The sequence below is a fragment of the Arenimonas sp. GDDSR-1 genome (assembly GCF_025980345.1).
Taxonomy (GTDB): Bacteria; Pseudomonadota; Gammaproteobacteria; order Xanthomonadales; family Xanthomonadaceae; genus Arenimonas.
The window spans coordinates 22,657-39,463 of the sequence record NZ_JAPDUI010000026.1; the positions used below are offsets into that span (position 1 = coordinate 22,657).

The following is a 16,807-nucleotide window of genomic DNA, read 5'->3' on the forward strand; positions in this document are numbered from 1 at the left end:
GACCGTCATGCTCGCTCTCGTCTCCGTCGCCGCCGCCCATGCCCTGGATGAAGATCTGGCACCGCTGTCGGCCGCGCTGGACGAGGCCGGCATCGCGCACCGCGTGGTGTACTGGGATGAACCCTTCGTGGATTGGTCGCACTACCGCGCCGTGCTGATCCGCTCGCCGTGGGACTACATCGACAAGCTGCCGGAATTCCTGGCCTGGGCCGCGCGTGTTTCCGAACAGAGCACGCTGTTGAATCCGCTTGAAGTCATCACCAGCAACACCGACAAGCATTACCTCGAAGTACTGGCCGGCCAAGGCATTCACACCGTGCCCAGCCGCTTCATCGAACCCGAACAGCATGCCGAAGACGGCCTGCATGCCTTCCTTGAGGCTTTCGACCATGCCGAATTCGTGGTCAAGCCGGCCGTAGGTGCCGGCTCGAAAGACGCGCAACGCCATGGCCGTGAAGAAGTCGATGCGGCACTGATGCACATCAAGCGCCTGCAGCTGAAGAACCGCAGCGTGTTGCTGCAGCCTTATCTCAGCCGCGTCGATGAAGCCGGTGAAACCGCGCTGCTGTATTTCAACGGCGTGTACTCGCATGCCATCCGCAAAGGCCCGTTGCTCCCGAAGAAATCATGGCGCGTGTGCCGGGTGAAGATGAAATGGCCTTGGCCGGGCAGGTCATCGCCGCCCTGCCCGCCCTGTTCGGCTTGGACGGTCCCTTGGCCTATGCGCGCATCGACCTGCTGCGCGACGAAGACGGCCGACCCTGTCTGCTGGAGCTCGAGCTGACCGAGCCCTCGCTGTTCTTCAATTACGCCGATGGTGCCGCCCGGCGTTTTGTCTCCGCCCTGAAAAGCCGCTTAAGCCTTTGATTTCACATTTCCTTCAGCCCAAACGGCTGTTTGAAAAACCGGATTTGGGCTAGAATAAGGGGCTGATTTTTCCCGAAACACTCCCCTTTGAGGCCGAGCAATGAAGATTCTGGTTGGTTACAAGCGCGTGGTCGATTACAACGTGCGCATTCAAGTCAAACCCGACGGTTCCGGTGTCGTCACCGATGGCGTGAAACTGTCCGCCAATCCGTTCGACGACATCGCTCTGGAAGAAGCCCTGCGCATCCGCGACAAGGGTCTGGCCACGGAAGTAGTGGTGGTCACCATGGGTCCGGCCGATTGCCAGGCGCACATCCGCAACGGCCTGGCCATGGGCGCCAACCGCGCCATCCACGTGGTCACCGAGGCCGCCATCCAGCCGCTGACTGCCGCACGCGCGTTCCTGAAATTGATTGAAAAAGAGCAGCCCGGCCTGGTGCTGATGGGCAAACAGGCCATCGACGATGATGCCAACCAGACCGGCCAGATGCTGGCCACGCTCTGGGGCCGTCCGCAGGCCACTTTTGCCGGCGCCATCGCCATCGACGGCGGCAAGGCGCAGGTCACCCGCGAAGTCGATGCCGGTCTGGAAATCCTCGACATCGATCTGCCGGCCGTGGTCACCGTCGATCTGCGTCTGAACGAGCCGCGTTTCATCAAGCTGCCCGACATCATGAAAGCCAAGAGCAAGCCGCTGGAAACCCTCGCCTTCGCCGATCTGGGTGTGGAATCCGCCGACTTCCTGGAAACCACGCACTACGCACCGCCGGCCAAACGCAGCAAAGGCGTGATGGTCAAAGACGTCGCCGAGCTGGTTGCCGCCCTGAAAAACAAAGGACTCGTCTAATGTCTCGCGTACTGATCATCGCCGAACACCTGAACGGCCAACTCAACGGCGCTACCGCGCGCTGTGTGTCCTGCGCCGCCGCCCTCAATGCCGACGCCATCGACGTGCTGGTGCTGTCCGATGCCGGCCAGTCCGTAGCCACGCAGGCCGCGAAAATTTCCGGCGTCAGCACAGTGCGGGTGTCCGATAATGCCGCCAACGCCCATGCCATCGCGCAGGTCCTCGCACCGCAGATCGCGCAGGCCGCCGCCGGCTACAGCCACGTGTTCGGCCCGTCGACCACCTTCGGCAAAGATCTGATGCCCTGCGTGGCCGCCCTGCTCGGGGTCGGCCAGATTTCGGACGTGATGAGCGTGGAATCCAGCCACAGCTTCAAGCGCCCGATCTATGCCGGAAACGCCATCATCACCGTCAATGCACCGGCCGACAAGCCGGTGGTCGCCACTGTCCGCACCGCGTCCTGGCCGGCCGCCGGAAATGACGGCAGCGCCGGTATCGAACCGCTTTCCCTGTCGGCTCCGCTGCCGGCGCACACCCGCTTCGTTTCCCTGCAGCAAGGCAAGTCCGACCGCCCCGATCTGCAGAGCGCCGGCAAAGTGGTCTCCGGTGGCCGCGCCCTGGGCTCGGCCGAGAACTTCGCCATCGTGTATTCACTGGCCGATAAGCTCGGTGCCGCCGTCGGTGCCTCGCGGGCCGCGGTCGATGCCGGCTATGTGCCCAATGAGCTGCAGGTCGGCCAGACCGGCAAGATCATCTCGCCCGAGCTGTACATTGCCGCCGGCATTTCCGGTGCCATCCAGCACCTCACCGGCATCAAGGACGCCGGCACCATCGTCGCCATCAACAAGGACGCCGAAGCACCCATTTTCGAAGTGGCTGATTTCGGTCTGGTCGGCGATTTGTTCCAGATTCTGCCGGAACTCGAAAAATCGATCTAACTCTCTGATTCAATTCAGTTACTGCAGTGAAAAAAACGGCCCGCAAGGGCCGTTTTTGTGATTCGCATCACAGTTTTTTTGACATCGCCGCGAATCGGCCTATAGTAAACACGGGGAAAATACAATTCAGGGGAGATTGGATGGCGAACTATCTGATCACGGGCGGTGCCGGCTTCATCGGCTCGCATTTATGTGATGAACTGCTGGCGGCCGGGCACCATGTCCTGGTCATCGATGATCTGTCCACCGGCAGCCGCGACAACATCGCCGCGCATCTCGGCAAGGACGCTTTCGAATTCCATCAGGATACGGTGCTGAATTATCCGCTGATGGAAAGCCTGGTGCAGCGCGCCGATTACATCTTCCACCTGGCGTCGGTGGTCGGCGTGCAGAGCGTGATCGACAGTCCGGTCAAAACCATCGAAACCGGTGCGCGCGGCATGAATATCCTGCTGTCGCTGGCCGATCAGTACGGCAAAACAGTCCTGTTCACCTCGACTTCGGAGGTGTACGGAAAATCCGAGAACCTGCCCTACCGCGAAGACGACGACATGGTGTTCGGCGGTACCCACATCGGGCGCTGGTCGTACGCCTGCAGCAAGGCGCTTGACGAGTTCCACGCCCTGGCCTATCACCGTGAACGCGGACTGCGCATCGTCGTGGTGCGCCTGTTCAATACCGTCGGCCCGCGCCAGACCGGAAAATACGGCATGGTGCTGCCCAAGTTCGTTGCCAGCGCCAAAGCCGGAACCCCGATCACCGTATACGGCGATGGCAGTCACCGGCGCTGCTTCGGGTACGTCAAGGACGTGACCTGGGCGCTGAAGCAGTTGATCGTGAAGCCCGAATGTTACGGCCGCGTGTTCAACATCGGCTCGCACGAGGAAATTTCGGTGATCGGACTGGCCGAACTGGTCCGGGAGCGCCTGGGCAGCGCCTCCGACATCGCCTATGTGCCCTATCGCGATGTGTATGGCGATAATTTCGAGGAAACCGTCAACCGCTCGCCCTGCACCGAACGCATCGAGGCGGCCATCGGTTACGCCCCGAAAACAACCCTGCGTGAAATGATCGACGCCATCGCCGCCACGCTGCGCTGAACGCAGCGCCGTCTTAGAGGAGTTCACCATGGCCACTGCCCCCTGGTTCGTCATCAGCCCGAATACGCTGGTCAGCCTGATCGGCCTGATCCGCGGGCCCGATAAAACCGAACCGACCCCGGTCGAGGATTGGCGTACCGCCGTCATCGACGTGGTCATTCCCGCCTTCCGCGAACAGGACAACATTGCCTACACGCTCAGCTCATTGATGACGCAGAGCATGCAGCCGCGGCAGGTCATCCTGGTCGATGACGGCGGCAAGGACGCCACCGTGGCACGGGCCCGCGAATTCGCGCAGGCCAACGGCATGAACCTGACGGTCATCGAACGCGCCTCGTCGATCGGCAAAACGCCGACCATCAAACGCCAGGCCCGCGAATTCGACTCGGACGTCGAATTCATCCTCGACGGCGACACCTTCCTGGAAAGTCCCGACTACATCGCGCGCTGCGTGCAGGAGCTTTATCAGGGCGTCGGCATCGCCAGCGCCTGCGGCACCATCCTGCCGATGCGCATGCGCGACCGCTCTGAAATCGAATACTCCCCGCCGTTCCGGAAATACCTGGCCGGCCGGCCCTATGAAGACCCTTTCCATGAAAAAAGCAGTCTGCACCATCTCTGGTGGTGGATTACCAACACCTACCGGGACTGCCTGTACAAATTCCTGCAGCGCTTCGTCTATCTCGGCCAGATGGTGTTCTTCGGCGGCATCACCAATCCGGTCGGCTGCGCGGTGGCATACCGCCGCAAATACATCAAGGATCTTTTCGACCGCTACGAACCGCTGTTCGGCGACGACCTGACCAACTCCGAGGATATCTTCATCGGCTTCGCGCTCAACAACGAAGGCTACCGAAACATTCAGTTGCAGGACGTGCAGGCCCGTTCGGAAGAGCCGCAGGTCCAGAAGCTGCCGCGCCAGGTCTATCTGTGGTCGTCCTCGTTCCTGCAGAGCTGCTATTACTTCGACGCCCTGATGCGCAGCCCGTTCAAGGCCCCGAAACGGCTGTGGCAGCGCATCAAGCGCAAGAACAGCGGCGAAGCGGAACGCATCGAAGAACTGCGCAAGATCAAGGAAGCCTACCGGCAGCCCTTCGGCGAAGCGCACACCCGCAGCAGCGGACGGCCGATCGGCTGGGTGATCTTCATGTCGGCCTTCGAGAAAATCGGCTTTCCGACCGCCATGATCATCCTGATCCTGCTGAAGATGTGGGAACCGCTGGCGGTCACCATCGCCGCCGAGGTCCTGCTGTCGACCTTCGTGCTCACCTTGGTCAGCAAGGGCGAGCGTCTGCGCGGATTTTTCAATGCCCTGCTGGTCACGCCGCTGCGCTATGCCTTGATGGCGTGGGATGTGGTGACCATCAGCCGCTTCGCAATTGATCTGTGGATTACGGGGAACCGGAAATGGCGCAAATGAAAACACTCCCTCTCGCACTGGCCGCATTGCTGGCGCTGCCGGCAGCCGCACAGGACCGCAGCCAGGAAGCGCGCGACGCTTCCGCCCGCGGCGACACCGCCACCGCCATCACCGCCATGCAGGCACATGTCGCCGCGCATCCGGACGACGTTGAGGCGAAAAAAGATCTGGCCCGCTATCTGCTCTGGACCGGCGCCTACGCCGAAGCCGACGCCCTGCTGGCGCCGATGGCCGCCAACGACCCTGAGGCCGCGGCGCTGCAGGCCAACAATGCCGCCTGGGCCGGAAAAATCGATCAGGCCCTGCAGCTCAACGCCGCCGGCATGCAGAAATCACCGCCCGATTTCCTGGCGCAGTTCACCCAGGCCGTCGCGCTGCGCCAGACCGCGCAGGCTTACCGCGCCTGGCCGCATGTCGATGCCGCCGAAACCCTGCAGCCCGGCGGCAAAGACGTCAATGACCTGCGCCGCGGCACCCGCATCAGGACGGCATCGGAAATCACCGCAGGCTGGACGCTGCTCGATGATTCGGACGATATCCGTGCCGAACGCTTCGGCCTGTCCGCCGCCGTGCGCCTGAGCGATGACTGGCGCCTGATCGGTGGCTGGAGCAATACCGACTACCGCGCACCGATCGGCGGCGGCTACGAGCCGGTCAGTGGCGGCGACAGCATCGATGACCGTCAGTACTGGCTGGGCGTTGCGGTCACGCCTGCGCCGGACACGCGCATCACGGCCCAACTCGGCCGCAGCGACACCGATGCCGGCGATGACACCACGGGCCTGCTGCGGGTGGACCAGCGCATCAACGACGATTTCAGTTTCTCGGCCGGTTACGACCGCAACCGGCTCGGCATATCGCCGCGCTCGGTCTCGCTCGGACTGATGCGTGACCAATTCCTCGGCCAGATCCATTACACACCGGGCTACCACTGGACCTTCGATGCCTTCGGGTCTTACCAGGACATCGACGACGGCAACAGCCGCAGCGAATGGCAGCTGGCCGCACGCCGGGCCGTGGTGCGCAGCAGCAAACTGCAGCTCGATCTGGGCGGTGAAGTGCAGTGGCTGTCGTTCGCCAATGCCACCGGAAACGGCTATTACGCCCCCGACAGTTACAAACGCGCGGCCCTGACCGCCAGCGCCTATCTGCCGTTCAGCGACGATGTCGGGCTGTATGCGCGGGCCGGTGTCGGTCTGCAGCGCGATGAGAGCTTCAGCAGCTGGAAAAGCGCGAACGACGTGAGCGTGGAACTGATTGCCGGCATCTTCAGCGACTGGGAACTGCGCATCTCCGCCGGCTATTCCGACCGCGCCCAGCAGGCCGGCCTGTACGATGCCAACAGCTTCGGCGTGCAGATCAAGCGGCGATTCTGAGCACATCGGCAACGCATGAAAAACCCCGCTGTCGCGGGGTTTTTTGTCGAGTGTTCCGCAACATTACTGCAGAACGGGAACACCGGTCTTGCTTTTGATTTCCGCAAGCGAAACCTCCGGCGCCAGTTCCACCAGTTTCAATCCGGCCTCGGTCACGTCGAACACGCCCAGCTCGGTGATGATGCGGTTGACCACGGCCAGACCGGTCAGCGGCAAGGTGCATTCGGGCAGGATTTTCGGAGAACCGTCTTTGGCGGCGTGCTCCATCAGCACTACCACGCGCTTGACGCCGGCCACCAGATCCATCGCGCCGCCCATGCCCTTCACCATCTTGCCGGGCACCATCCAGTTGGCCAGATCACCCTTGTCGGTAACCTGCATGGCGCCGAGAATGGCCAGATCGATATGTCCGCCGCGGATCATCGCGAACGAATCATGGCTGCCGAAATAACTGGCGCCGGCACGCGCGGTCACGGTCTGCTTGCCGGCATTGATCAGATCGGCATCCACCTCGTCTTCGGTCGGGAACGGACCGATGCCGAGCAGGCCGTTCTCGCTCTGCAGCCAGACATCCATGCCCTCGGGAATATGGTTGGCCACCAGAGTCGGCAGGCCGATGCCGAGGTTCACGTAAGCACCGTCGCTGAGTTCTGCGGCGGCGCGTTTGGCCATGTCATCACGGGTCCAAGCCATGTCGTTCTCCTTATGCCGTGCGCACGGTGCGTTGTTCGATGCGTTTTTCCGGCGCGGCGTTGACCACGATGCGGTCGACGTAAATGCCCGGGGTGTGGATGGCGTCCGGATCGAGCGCGCCGACCGGCACGATTTCCTCGACTTCGGCAATGCAGATTTTTCCGGCCATCGCCACGGCCGGATTGAAATTGCGCGCGGTCTTGCGGTACACCAGGTTGCCGGAGGCATCGGCTTTCCAGGCTTTCACCAGCGACACATCGGCGTGCAGCGCGGTTTCCAGCACGTAATACTTGCCGTCGAACTCCCGGGTTTCCTTGCCCTCGGCCACGATGGTGCCGTAGCCGGTGCGGGTGAAAAAGGCCGGAATGCCGGCGCCGCCGGCGCGCAGGCGCTCAGCCAAGGTTCCCTGCGGATTGAATTCAAGTTCGAGCTCGCCGGCCAGGTACTGGCGTTCGAACTCCTTGTTCTCGCCCACATAGGACGAAATCATCTTGCGGATCTGCCGGGTATTCAGCAGCATGCCAAGGCCGAAACCGTCGACGCCGGCATTGTTGGAAATGGCGGTCAGTCCGGTGGTGCCGGAATCGCGCAGGGCGGCAATCAGGGCTTCGGGAATGCCGCACAGGCCGAAACCGCCGACCGCGATGGTCTGGCCGTCCCGCACGATGCCGCGCAGGGCGTCATCGGCACTGGCGTAGAGTTTTTTGTTCATACGGAAATCCTTTCAGGAACCAACAGTATCAGGCCGACAATGCCTGCTGGATATCGGACCAAAGGTCGATGGCATCCTCGACGCCGACACTGAGCCGGACCAGATTGCCGGTGACACCCAGGGCGTTGCGGCGATCTTCCGGAATCGAGGCATGGGTCATCACCGCCGGGTGATTGGCCAGGCTTTCCACACCGCCGAGCGATTCGGCGCAGGTGAACAGTTCCAGCCGTTCCATGAAGCGCTTGGCTTCCGGAAATCCGCCCTTGAGCCAGACACTGACCATGCCGCCGAAGCCGTGCATCTGCGTTTTGGCCAAGGCGTGCTGCGGATGCGAGACCAGGCCCGGATAGGCGACTTTTTCCACCGCCGGATGCGCTTCCAGTTTTTCGGCGATGAATTGCGCGTTTTCGCAGTGCGCCTTCATGCGCAGGTGCAGGGTTTTCAGGCCGCGCAGCGCCAGGAAGCTGTCGAACGGCCCCTGCACGCCGCCGATGGCGTTCTGCAGGAAGGTCATCTGTTCGGCCAGGGCCGCGTCCTTCACCACCACCATGCCGCCGACGATGTCGGAATGGCCGTTGAGGTATTTGGTGGCCGAATGCATGACGATGTCGGCGCCGAGCTCCAGCGGGCGCTGCAGCACCGGCGAACTGAAGGTGTTGTCGACCGCCAGCAGCAGACCGTTGGCCTTGGCGAATTCGGCCAAGCGGCGGATGTCGACCAGCTTCAGCAGCGGATTGGTCGGGGTTTCGCACCAGATCATTTTGGTGTTGGGTTTCAGCGCGGCGTTCACCGCATCCAGATCGTTCAGATCAACGAAGCTGAACTCCAGACCGGCACTGCGCCGACGTACGCGTTCGAACAGACGGTAGGTGCCGCCGTACACGTCGTCCATGCAGATCACGTGCGCACCGGAATCAAGCAGCTCGAGCACCGTCGAGGTCGCGGCCAGGCCGGAGGCGAAGGCATAGCCGTGCGTGCCGGACTCGAGCTCGGCCACGCAGCGCTCGTAGGCGAAACGGGTCGGATTGTGGCTGCGCGAATATTCAAATCCCTGATGTTCGCCCGGGCTGGCCTGGGCGTAAGTCGAGGTCGCGTAGATCGGCACCATCACCGCGCCGGTGGACGGGTCGGGGCTTTGGCCGGCATGGATGGCCTTGGTGCCGATGCCGTGGGTTTTCTTGCTGCTCATGGGATTCCTTTATTGCACGCGGCGGCGCAGGTAATTCAACAGATCGATGCGGGTAATCAGACCGAGGAAACGGGTGCCGTCCATCACGATGGCGACCTTGCCGGCATCGAACACCGGCATCAGCGCCGCCATCGGCGCGCCGACCTCGAGCACTTCCAGCTCGCGCACCATGGCGGTGGACACCAGGTCCTTGAAACGTTCCTGGTCGGTGTGCACGTGCATCAGCACGTCGGACTCGTCGACGATGCCAACGATCTTCTCGTCGTCCATCACCGGCAGCTGGGAAACGTCGTACATCTTCATGCGCTGGTAGGCCACGGTCAGACTGTCATTCGGGCCGACCACCACGGTATCGCGCTTGGCGTAAGGCCGCAGGATCAGATCGGACAGGTCGCCCTTGGCTTCGCGTTCGAGAAAGCCGTTATCCAGCATCCAGTAATCGTTGTACATCTTCGAAAGGTATTTGTTGCCGGTATCGCACACGAACACCACCACTTTCTTCGGCGCGGTCTGTTCACGGCAGTATTTCAGCGCGGCCGCCAGCAGTGTGCCGGACGAAGATCCGCCGAGCACGCCCTCCTTCATCAGCAGCTCGCGGCCGGCCATGAAGCTTTCCTTGTCGGAAATGGCATAGGCTTTCTTGACCCGGTGGAAATCGGAAATGCCCGGAAGGAAATCCTCGCCGATGCCTTCGACCATCCAGGATCCGGATTTGGTGCTGAGCACGCCTTCGTTGATGTACTGGGTCAGAATCGAGCCGACCGGATCGGCCAGCACCAGTTCGACATGCGGCGCGGCCTTCTCGAAGAAGCGCGACAGCCCGGTCATGGTGCCGGAACTGCCGCAACCGAACACGATGGCATCCATGTCCTGATTCATCTGCTCCCAGATTTCCGGGCCGGTGCCGGTTTCGTGCGCCAGCGGATTGTCGGGGTTGCCGAATTGATTGATGAAATAGGCGCCGGGCGTCTCGCGCGCGATGCGCTCGGCCATGTCCTGGTAGTACTCGGGATGGCCCTTGGCGACATCGGAACGGGTCAGCACCACCTCGGCACCCATGGCACGCAGGTTGAAGATCTTTTCGCGGCTCATTTTGTCGGGCACCACCAGCAGCAGCTTGTAGCCTTTCTGCTGGGCGACCAGGGCCAGTCCGATACCGGTATTGCCGGCGGTGCCTTCGACCAGGGTATCGCCCGGGGCGATCTTGCCGGCACGCTCGGCCGCTTCGATCATCGAAACGCCGATGCGGTCCTTGATCGAGCCGCCCGGATTCATGCATTCAAGTTTGAGGTAGAGCTCGCAAAGGCCGGTGTCGAGATGCCGGGCTTTGACCATGGGCGTCTGCCCGATCAGTTCCAGAACACTGTGATGGATGGTCATGGGATTGGCAGAAAATGGCGAGAACACATTCTACCAGTTTCACCCCCTGCCAAGGCCGGGTGACGGCGGTCCGACGAGGAGGACCGGATCGCCACCCTGGCCTGATTCCGAACGGCTCAGTGGCCGTGTTCGCCGAGCATGCGGGTCAGACGATCCTTGGCCATCAGTTTTTCCCGCTTCATGCGGGTCAGCGTCCGGTCGTCGATCGGCAATACGCCGAGTTCGGCGTCGGTGACTTTCTTGTCGAGCTTCTGATGGTGGAAATACAGACGGCGGAAATCGCTGTCTTCCTGCATGCGTGAATCTACCGATTGTTGCGATTGACCTTCAAACACGGGAACCCCCTTGGCAAAAACAAAACCCCGGCATGGCCGGGGTTTCATGGGTTGTGCGCGCGTTCATGACGTCGGAACCGCGGCCCGCTTCCGGCCGGAATTCCTGTGCTGCATCGGGACGAGGTGATGTGGCGTCGTGCATGATCGTGGCTCGCTTTCGCCATGCAACGGAAAACAGCCTGCATGGGATATAAAACCTACGCCGGTCTTTTCCGGGCCGCAAGCGCTTTTTTATCCCCTTGATTTCGCGGAATTTTCCAAACGGCTTTGGACGGATTACGGAAAATCCGGATTTTTCCGTTTCAATTCATTGGCTTACTGCATGCCGCCGGACGGCATGAATCCGCAAACCCCTGATTTACCGCTTATTTCTGGATGATCTCGACGCGGCGATTCTGCGCACGCCCTGATTTTCCGGCGTTGGAGGCCACCGGCTTGGCCGAACCCCAGGCTTTGACGCTGAGTTTGCCGGGCGGAACCCCGGCCGCTTTCAGGACTGCCATGACTGCCTCGGCCCGCTGGCGCGACAGGGCCAGATTGGCTTCCTCGCTGCCAAGGTTGTCGCTGAACCCTTCAATGGACCAAGCCTTGCCGGAAGCCTTCAGGCGCTTGCCCAGCTGACTGAGCTGCTGCCGCGCTTCCGGCTGCAGACTGGCTTTACCGGCCTGGAAAGCGGTGCCGGCCACGCGGTAACGGCCTTTTCCTGAGCCGCCCAGGCTGAGCAGAACATCGCCGTTGGCAGTGGCCAGCGCCGCCAGCTCTTCTTCCAGCCGGGCCAGCTCGCCGTCTTTGGCGGCCAGCGCGGCACCCGCCAGGGCGGTTTCCTCTGCCATGGCGGCCGTATCGGCAGACAGCAGGGCTTCTTCCTCCTCGCGTGCCAGGGCCTGCAGACGCAGGCGCTCGGCCTCCTTGCGCGCCAACTCGGCATCGCGCCGGCTGGCTTCGAGCACGATGGCATCGCGTTCGCGGTCGAGTTCAAGCGATTGCTGACGCAGCTGCGCCACCTTCAACGCGGTTTCAGCCGTGGCCACCCGCAGTTCGGCAATGCCGGTGGCGAAGGCACGGTCCCGTGAGCGGACCTCCGGCAAAGCCTGCACGGCCTGACGGGCCTGCAGACGCTCGAGTGCCGCGGCGTCGCCCTCGCCGGCGGCGGCATCCACGGCAGCCAGACGCTCCTGCAGCACGGGCCATTGCTGTTCCGGATCCGCGACCGGGTTCTGTGCCTGCGCAGCCGCGCAGACCCCGGCAAGCAACAGCACCGGCAGGAAGCGGCTCATGGCCGTTTGCCGTCCTTGCCCAGCAGCAGATCACGGCGCAGGGCATTGTTCTCGGAAATCTTGCGCTCGACCTGTTCGGCCAGACGCCGTTGGCGGGCCTGTGCAGCGGCCAGAGCCGCCTGGGCTTCGGCAGTCAATGCCGCACGCTCGGCATCGGTTTTCTTGCGTTTCAGTTGCAGGGCCTGCGCCTGGGCATAGGCATCCCGTGCGGCCTGGTAAGGCTCCGCTGCCCATTGCCCGGCCTGCTCGCGCTCGGCTTCAAGCAAGGCGCGCTCGGCGGCGGCAAACGCCGGCGTGGCTTCCGGTGTCTGTGCCGCAAGGGGCATGACCGCCAGAAAAAAAGCGAGGACCGGCAAGTACACAAAACGCTTGGACACTCTATAATCCATTGAATAAGGGAATCTGGAACCGCGTTCCAGTGTACACAATAACGGTGCCGGCAAAAACCGGACAAGGGCAATTATGGATATCGGCTATTTCCTGAAACTGATGCGCGAGAAAAACGCGTCCGACCTTTTCCTGAGCACCGGGGCGCCCGTCTACATCAAAGTCGAGGGCAAGCTGTACGCGCTCGGCAACAACGGCCTGCCGACCGGCATGGTCAAGAAGATCGCGTACTCGCTGATGGACGAAGACCAGATCAAGGTCTTCGAGCACGAGCTGGAATACAACATGGCCATCTCCATCCGCGAGGCCGGCCGCTTCCGGGTCAATTGCTTCAAGCAGCGCGGCGAGATCGCCATGGTCATCCGTGCCATCAAGAGCGAAATCCCGACCATCGAAGAGCTGAAGCTGCCGCAGACCCTCAAGCGCATCATCAACGAGCCGCGCGGCCTGGTGCTGGTGGTCGGCTCCACCGGTTCGGGCAAATCCACGGCGCTGGCGGCGATGATCGACCACCGCAATGAAACCCAGACCGGCCATATCCTGACCATCGAGGATCCGATCGAATTCCTGCACCGGCACAAGAAATCGCTGGTCAACCAGCGCGAGGTCGGTTTCGATACCCACGGCTTCCACAACGCGCTGAAGAACGCCATGCGCGAGGCGCCCGACGTCATCCTCATCGGCGAAATCCTGGACGCCACCACCATGGAAGCGGCCATCACCTTCGCTGAAACCGGCCATCTGTGCCTGGCCACCCTGCACTCCAACAACGCCGACCAGACCCTCGAGCGCATCCTGAACTTCTTCCCGGAAGCCGCGCACAAGAACATCCTGATGAATCTGGCGCTGAACCTGCGCGCGGTGATTTCCCTGCGCCTGGTGGTCGGCGTCGACGGCCGCCGCATGCCGGCCACCGAAGTGCTGATCAACACCCCGATGATCCGCGACCTGATCCGGCGCGGACAGATCCACGAAGTCAAGGAAGCGATGGACACCAGTCTGGAAGAGGACATCCACACCTTCGACCAGTCCCTGTTCCGCATGTACAAGGACGGCAAGATCACCCTCGACGAAGCCCTGCTCAAAGCGGACTCGCGCGACGGTCTGGCACTCAAGGTGCGTTTGTCGGAAGGCGGCAATGCCGAACACGACCCGTACGGCGATCTTTACAACAACCAATAACGGCAAAGCCCGCGCAAGCGGGCTTTTTTTCCGGCCTCAATTGACGCGGAACTCCGCAGGCGTATCCGGTTGCCGCCCCGGGTGGGCGCGCGCGAAGGCCGGCATGGGCTGGCATTGGCCGACGATGCGCATCACGTTCGGATACGGCGTCATGTCGAGGTTGAAGCGCGCGGCAGCGAACACATGCGGCACCAGACAGCATTCGGCCAGTCCCGGCGTGTCGCCGGCGGTGAAGGTGCCGCCATGGGGATTATTCGCCAGCTGCGCTTCGACATTGCCGAAATTGACCGCCAGCCAGTGCCGGACCCAGGCATTGCGGGCATCTTCATCCAGGCCGTGGGTATGCTGCAGGTGCTGGAGCACGCGCAGATTCATCAGCGGCTGGCCTTCCGAGGCGATGTACAGCGCCAGCCCGCGCACGAAGGCGCGCGCCAGAGGTTCGGCCGGCAGAAGTCGCGGCCCCGGGAACACGTCATCCAGATATTCGATGATGGCCAGCGACTGGCCGATGGCCTGGCCGCCGTGCACCAGGGTCGGCACCAATTGCTGCGGATTGAGGGCGCGGTAGGCGTCGTGGTGCTGTTGACCGCCGTCTTCCAGCAGATGCACCGGCACGATGCGGTAATCCAGACCTTTCAGATTCAGCGCGATGCGGGCGCGGTAGCTGGCACTGGAACGCCAGTAGTGGTAAAGCACCAGATCGGGATCGGCCATGGTTCAGGCTCCGGCGACGGTGATTTTCTGTTCGATGGCGCCGAACACGCTGGCGCCGCTGCGGTCGAGCATCTCGATGCGCACGACATCGCCGAATTTCATGAACGGCGTGCTCGGTTTGCCGTCGCGCAGGGTTTCCACCGTGCGCCGTTCGGCGAAACAGGAGGCACCGAGCGCGGTGTCTTCGTTGGCCACGGTGCCGGAGCCGACGATGGTGCCGGCCGACAACGGCCGGGTCTTGGCGGCGTGGGCAATCAGTTGGGCGAAATTGAACTGCATGTCGACGCCGGCTTCCGGTGCGCCGAACCACTCGCCGTTGATGTGGGTCAGCAGGGCCAGATGCACTTTGCTGTCCTGCCAGGCCTCGCCGAGTTCATCCGGCGTGACGAACACCGGGCTGAGCGCCGAACGCGGCTTGGACTGCAGAAAGCCGAAACCCTTGGCCAGTTCGTCGGGAATCAGGTTGCGCAGCGACACGTCGTTGACCAGACCGATCAGCTGGATGTGGGCGGCGGCCTGTTCGGGCGCGACTGCCATCGGCACGTCGTCGGTGACCACCACCACCTCCGCTTCCAGATCGATGCCGAAGGCTTCGCTGGGCACCAGCACCGGATCGCGCGGGCCGTAGAATCCGGCCGACACCGCCTGGTACATCAGCGGATCGGTGTAGAAGCTCTCCGGCACTTCCGCGCCGCGGGCCTTGCGCACCCGCGCCACATGCGGCAGATAGGCGCTGCCGTCGACGAATTCGTAGGCACGCGGCAGGGGCGCAGCCAGCGCAGCCATATCGAGCGCGATGACGTCTTCGGCGTCGATGGTCTGCACGTTGCCGTGGTTCAGCGCTTCATACACGCGGTTCAGGCGCGGCGCGGCGTTCTGCCAGTCTTCCAGTGCGCGTTGCAGGGTCGGCGCGATGGCCGGCACCGGCACGGCGCGTTGCAGGTCTTTCGAGACCACCACCAGCGTGCCGTCGCGGCCGCCTTGTTTCAGGGAAGCGAGTTTCATGCGTTATCCGGAGTGAAGTGTTTGCGCAGGCCCTGCCAGCAGGATTGGTAATCGCGCTGGCGGCTGGCACATTGTAGCGCCTGCTGCGTGGGCGCGAACATGTGGCGGGTTTCGAACATGAAGGCCATGGTGCCGGTGATGACATCGGGCTCGCTCAGATCGGCGTTCGAGGCTTTTTCGAAGGTGGCCGCATCCGGGCCGTGCGCGGTCATCGCATTGTGCAGCGACGCTCCGCCCGGCACGAAGCCGTCGGCCTTGGCATCGTACACGCCATGGATCAGGCCCATGAATTCGCTGGCGATGTTGCGGTGGAACCACGGCGGGCGGAAGGTGTCCTGCGCCACCAACCAGCGCGGCGGGAAAATGACGAAATCCAGATTGCTGGTACCGGCGGTATCGCTCGGCGAATACAGCACCAGGAAGATGCTCGGATCCGGATGGTCATAACTGATCGAGCCGATGGTATTGAAACGGCGCAGATCGTATTTGTAGGGTGCGTAGTTGCCGTGCCAGCCGACCACATCCAGCGGCGAATGCCCGATCGGGGCGCGCCAGAGCCGGCCTTGGAATTTATTGAGCAGTTCGAAATCGCCCTCGCGGTCTTCGTAAGCGGCAACCGGATACAGGAAATCGCGCGGATTGGCCAGGCCGTTGGAACCGATCGGACCCAGATCCGGCAGGCGCAGCAGCGCACCGTAGTTTTCGGCCACGTAACCGGCGGCGCTGCCGTCCGGCAGATCGACCGCGAAACGGATGCCTCGGGGAATCACCGCGATTTCCTGCGGTTCGATGTCGAGCACGCCCATTTCGGTGCGCAGACGCAGACGGCCGGCCTGCGGCACAATCAGCATCTCGGCATCGGTGTTGCTGAAGAAACGACCGCGCATGTCGGCATTGGCGGCATAGCGGTGCACGCCCACGCCGCCATTGCCGCACATGGCGAACAGACCGCCGATGAAATCGGTGCCCGGCGTGGCGGCCGGCAGCGGGGACCAGCGCAGCTGGTTCGGATCGGCCGGCAGTTCCGCAAAGCGATTGTGGAACGTGGTTTCCGGCTGTAGCTCGAAACTGCCATGCAGCGCGGCCGGACGGATGCGGTAGAACCAGGTGCGGCGGTTGCTGTGCCGCGGCGCGGTGAACGCGGTGCCGCTCAGCTGTTCGGCGTACAGACCGTGCGCCACGCGCTGCGGCGAATTGCGGCCCTGCGGCAGCGTGCCGGCCAAGGCTTCAGTGGCGAATTCATTGCCGAAGCCGGATTGATAGGCGAGCGTCATGGCGGCTCCTTACAGCACGCCGCGGCGCATCTGGTCGCGCTCGATGGACTCGAACAGGGCCTGGAAATTGCCTTCGCCGAAACCCTCGTTGCCCTTGCGCTGGATGATCTC

18 protein-coding genes are annotated in these 16,807 nt (G+C 62.7%); 8 read left to right on the plus strand and 10 right to left on the minus strand.

Annotated elements, in window-relative coordinates; all coding sequences use genetic code 11:
- Positions 1-7: 7 nt before the first annotated feature.
- The 6 genes from Q0W88_RS06060 (at position 8) to Q0W88_RS06085 (ending at position 6,548) form a co-directional block, all read left to right on the plus strand.
- A complete protein-coding gene (locus Q0W88_RS06060; RefSeq protein WP_297801126.1) occupies positions 8-784 on the plus strand; it encodes a hypothetical protein in 777 nt (258 codons plus the stop codon).
- 183 nt (positions 785-967) lie between these two features.
- Positions 968-1,714 (plus strand): electron transfer flavoprotein subunit beta/FixA family protein, encoded by a 747-nt coding sequence (locus Q0W88_RS06065; protein WP_297801128.1) that lies wholly within the window; start codon positions 968-970, stop codon positions 1,712-1,714.
- Positions 1,714-2,652: an electron transfer flavoprotein subunit alpha/FixB family protein gene (locus Q0W88_RS06070; protein WP_297801130.1), complete on the plus strand. Its 939-nt coding sequence runs from the start codon at positions 1,714-1,716 to the stop codon at positions 2,650-2,652. The genes Q0W88_RS06065 and Q0W88_RS06070 overlap by 1 nt, the downstream gene beginning before the upstream one ends.
- A gap of 140 nt (positions 2,653-2,792) precedes the next feature.
- Positions 2,793-3,752 (plus strand): NAD-dependent epimerase/dehydratase family protein, encoded by a 960-nt coding sequence (locus Q0W88_RS06075; protein WP_297801132.1) that lies wholly within the window; start codon positions 2,793-2,795, stop codon positions 3,750-3,752.
- A 28-nt stretch (positions 3,753-3,780) separates the two neighbouring features.
- Positions 3,781-5,172, plus strand: coding sequence for a glycosyltransferase family 2 protein (locus tag Q0W88_RS06080; protein WP_297801134.1), 1,392 nt, complete (start codon positions 3,781-3,783; stop codon positions 5,170-5,172).
- Positions 5,169-6,548 carry a tetratricopeptide repeat protein gene (locus Q0W88_RS06085; RefSeq protein WP_297801136.1) on the plus strand — a complete coding sequence of 460 codons (1,380 nt, stop codon included), beginning with the start codon at positions 5,169-5,171 and terminating at the stop codon, positions 6,546-6,548. Before Q0W88_RS06080 ends, Q0W88_RS06085 begins: the two co-directional genes overlap by 4 nt.
- A 63-nt stretch (positions 6,549-6,611) precedes the next feature.
- Here the strand turns inward: Q0W88_RS06085 and Q0W88_RS06090 are convergent, their stop codons facing one another.
- The 5 genes from Q0W88_RS06090 to Q0W88_RS06110 all read right to left on the minus strand — a co-directional run bounded on the left by Q0W88_RS06090 (position 6,612) and on the right by Q0W88_RS06110 (position 10,857).
- Positions 6,612-7,241, minus strand: coding sequence for a CoA transferase subunit B (locus Q0W88_RS06090; RefSeq protein WP_297801138.1), 630 nt, complete (start codon positions 7,239-7,241; stop codon positions 6,612-6,614).
- 10 nt (positions 7,242-7,251) lie between these two features.
- On the minus strand, positions 7,252-7,953 hold the full coding sequence (locus Q0W88_RS06095) for a CoA transferase subunit A (protein WP_297801140.1): 702 nt from the start codon (positions 7,951-7,953) through the stop codon (positions 7,252-7,254).
- Positions 7,954-7,981: 28 nt separating this feature from the next.
- Positions 7,982-9,142, minus strand: a complete 1,161-nt coding sequence (locus Q0W88_RS06100; RefSeq protein WP_297801142.1) for a cystathionine gamma-synthase — start codon at positions 9,140-9,142, stop codon at positions 7,982-7,984.
- A gap of 9 nt (positions 9,143-9,151) precedes the next feature.
- The gene (locus Q0W88_RS06105; protein WP_297801144.1) at positions 9,152-10,522 is read right to left on the minus strand and encodes a pyridoxal-phosphate dependent enzyme; all 1,371 of its coding nucleotides are present in this window, start codon (positions 10,520-10,522) and stop codon (positions 9,152-9,154) included.
- Between the two features lie 116 nt (positions 10,523-10,638).
- The gene (locus tag Q0W88_RS06110; RefSeq protein ID WP_297801146.1) at positions 10,639-10,857 is read right to left on the minus strand and encodes a YdcH family protein; all 219 of its coding nucleotides are present in this window, start codon (positions 10,855-10,857) and stop codon (positions 10,639-10,641) included.
- Positions 10,858-10,993: 136 nt separating this feature from the next.
- Between Q0W88_RS06110 and Q0W88_RS06115 the strand changes: the two genes are divergently transcribed.
- Positions 10,994-11,236, plus strand: a complete 243-nt coding sequence (locus Q0W88_RS06115) for a hypothetical protein (RefSeq protein ID WP_297801148.1) — start codon at positions 10,994-10,996, stop codon at positions 11,234-11,236.
- On the opposite strand, the gene Q0W88_RS06120 is transcribed toward Q0W88_RS06115, so the two are convergent.
- The gene (locus tag Q0W88_RS06120) at positions 11,223-12,134 is read right to left on the minus strand and encodes an OmpA family protein (RefSeq protein WP_297801150.1); all 912 of its coding nucleotides are present in this window, start codon (positions 12,132-12,134) and stop codon (positions 11,223-11,225) included. The genes Q0W88_RS06115 and Q0W88_RS06120 overlap by 14 nt on opposite strands.
- Positions 12,131-12,511 carry a DUF4398 domain-containing protein gene (locus Q0W88_RS06125; protein WP_297801152.1) on the minus strand — a complete coding sequence of 127 codons (381 nt, stop codon included), beginning with the start codon at positions 12,509-12,511 and terminating at the stop codon, positions 12,131-12,133. Before Q0W88_RS06125 ends, Q0W88_RS06120 begins: the two co-directional genes overlap by 4 nt.
- Positions 12,512-12,596: 85 nt before the next feature.
- Between Q0W88_RS06125 and Q0W88_RS06130 the strand changes: the two genes are divergently transcribed.
- Positions 12,597-13,703 carry a PilT/PilU family type 4a pilus ATPase gene (locus tag Q0W88_RS06130; protein ID WP_297801154.1) on the plus strand — a complete coding sequence of 369 codons (1,107 nt, stop codon included), beginning with the start codon at positions 12,597-12,599 and terminating at the stop codon, positions 13,701-13,703.
- A gap of 36 nt (positions 13,704-13,739) precedes the next feature.
- Here the strand turns inward: Q0W88_RS06130 and maiA are convergent, their stop codons facing one another.
- From maiA to hmgA, 3 genes are read right to left on the minus strand one after another with little or no spacing between them, the layout of a single operon-like run.
- On the minus strand, positions 13,740-14,417 hold the full coding sequence (maiA, locus tag Q0W88_RS06135) for a maleylacetoacetate isomerase (protein WP_297801157.1): 678 nt from the start codon (positions 14,415-14,417) through the stop codon (positions 13,740-13,742).
- A 3-nt stretch (positions 14,418-14,420) separates the two neighbouring features.
- Positions 14,421-15,422, minus strand: coding sequence for a fumarylacetoacetate hydrolase family protein (locus Q0W88_RS06140; protein WP_297801159.1), 1,002 nt, complete (start codon positions 15,420-15,422; stop codon positions 14,421-14,423).
- Positions 15,419-16,696, minus strand: a complete 1,278-nt coding sequence (hmgA, locus tag Q0W88_RS06145) for a homogentisate 1,2-dioxygenase (protein WP_297801161.1) — start codon at positions 16,694-16,696, stop codon at positions 15,419-15,421. The genes Q0W88_RS06140 and hmgA overlap by 4 nt, the downstream gene beginning before the upstream one ends.
- Positions 16,697-16,807 lie beyond the last annotated feature (111 nt).

What these genes read in the sequence shown, in the direction of transcription:
- Q0W88_RS06140 (WP_297801159.1), bottom strand. Translation starts at nt 15,422, where the DNA reads ATGAAACTCGCTTCCCTGAAACAAGGCGGCCGCGACGGCACGCTGGTG.
- maiA (WP_297801157.1), bottom strand. Translation starts at nt 14,417, where the DNA reads ATGGCCGATCCCGATCTGGTGCTTTACCACTACTGGCGTTCCAGTGCC.
- Q0W88_RS06090 (WP_297801138.1), bottom strand. Translation starts at nt 7,241, where the DNA reads ATGGCTTGGACCCGTGATGACATGGCCAAACGCGCCGCCGCAGAACTC.
- Q0W88_RS06095 (WP_297801140.1), bottom strand. Translation starts at nt 7,953, where the DNA reads ATGAACAAAAAACTCTACGCCAGTGCCGATGACGCCCTGCGCGGCATC.
- Q0W88_RS06105 (WP_297801144.1), bottom strand. Translation starts at nt 10,522, where the DNA reads ATGACCATCCATCACAGTGTTCTGGAACTGATCGGGCAGACGCCCATG.
- Q0W88_RS06085 (WP_297801136.1), top strand. Translation starts at nt 5,169, where the DNA reads ATGAAAACACTCCCTCTCGCACTGGCCGCATTGCTGGCGCTGCCGGCA.
- Q0W88_RS06070 (WP_297801130.1), top strand. Translation starts at nt 1,714, where the DNA reads ATGTCTCGCGTACTGATCATCGCCGAACACCTGAACGGCCAACTCAAC.
- Q0W88_RS06100 (WP_297801142.1), bottom strand. Translation starts at nt 9,142, where the DNA reads ATGAGCAGCAAGAAAACCCACGGCATCGGCACCAAGGCCATCCATGCC.
- Q0W88_RS06120 (WP_297801150.1), bottom strand. Translation starts at nt 12,134, where the DNA reads ATGAGCCGCTTCCTGCCGGTGCTGTTGCTTGCCGGGGTCTGCGCGGCT.
- Q0W88_RS06080 (WP_297801134.1), top strand. Translation starts at nt 3,781, where the DNA reads ATGGCCACTGCCCCCTGGTTCGTCATCAGCCCGAATACGCTGGTCAGC.
- Q0W88_RS06130 (WP_297801154.1), top strand. Translation starts at nt 12,597, where the DNA reads ATGGATATCGGCTATTTCCTGAAACTGATGCGCGAGAAAAACGCGTCC.
- Q0W88_RS06065 (WP_297801128.1), top strand. Translation starts at nt 968, where the DNA reads ATGAAGATTCTGGTTGGTTACAAGCGCGTGGTCGATTACAACGTGCGC.
- Q0W88_RS06060 (WP_297801126.1), top strand. Translation starts at nt 8, where the DNA reads ATGCTCGCTCTCGTCTCCGTCGCCGCCGCCCATGCCCTGGATGAAGAT.
- hmgA (WP_297801161.1), bottom strand. Translation starts at nt 16,696, where the DNA reads ATGACGCTCGCCTATCAATCCGGCTTCGGCAATGAATTCGCCACTGAA.
- Q0W88_RS06075 (WP_297801132.1), top strand. Translation starts at nt 2,793, where the DNA reads ATGGCGAACTATCTGATCACGGGCGGTGCCGGCTTCATCGGCTCGCAT.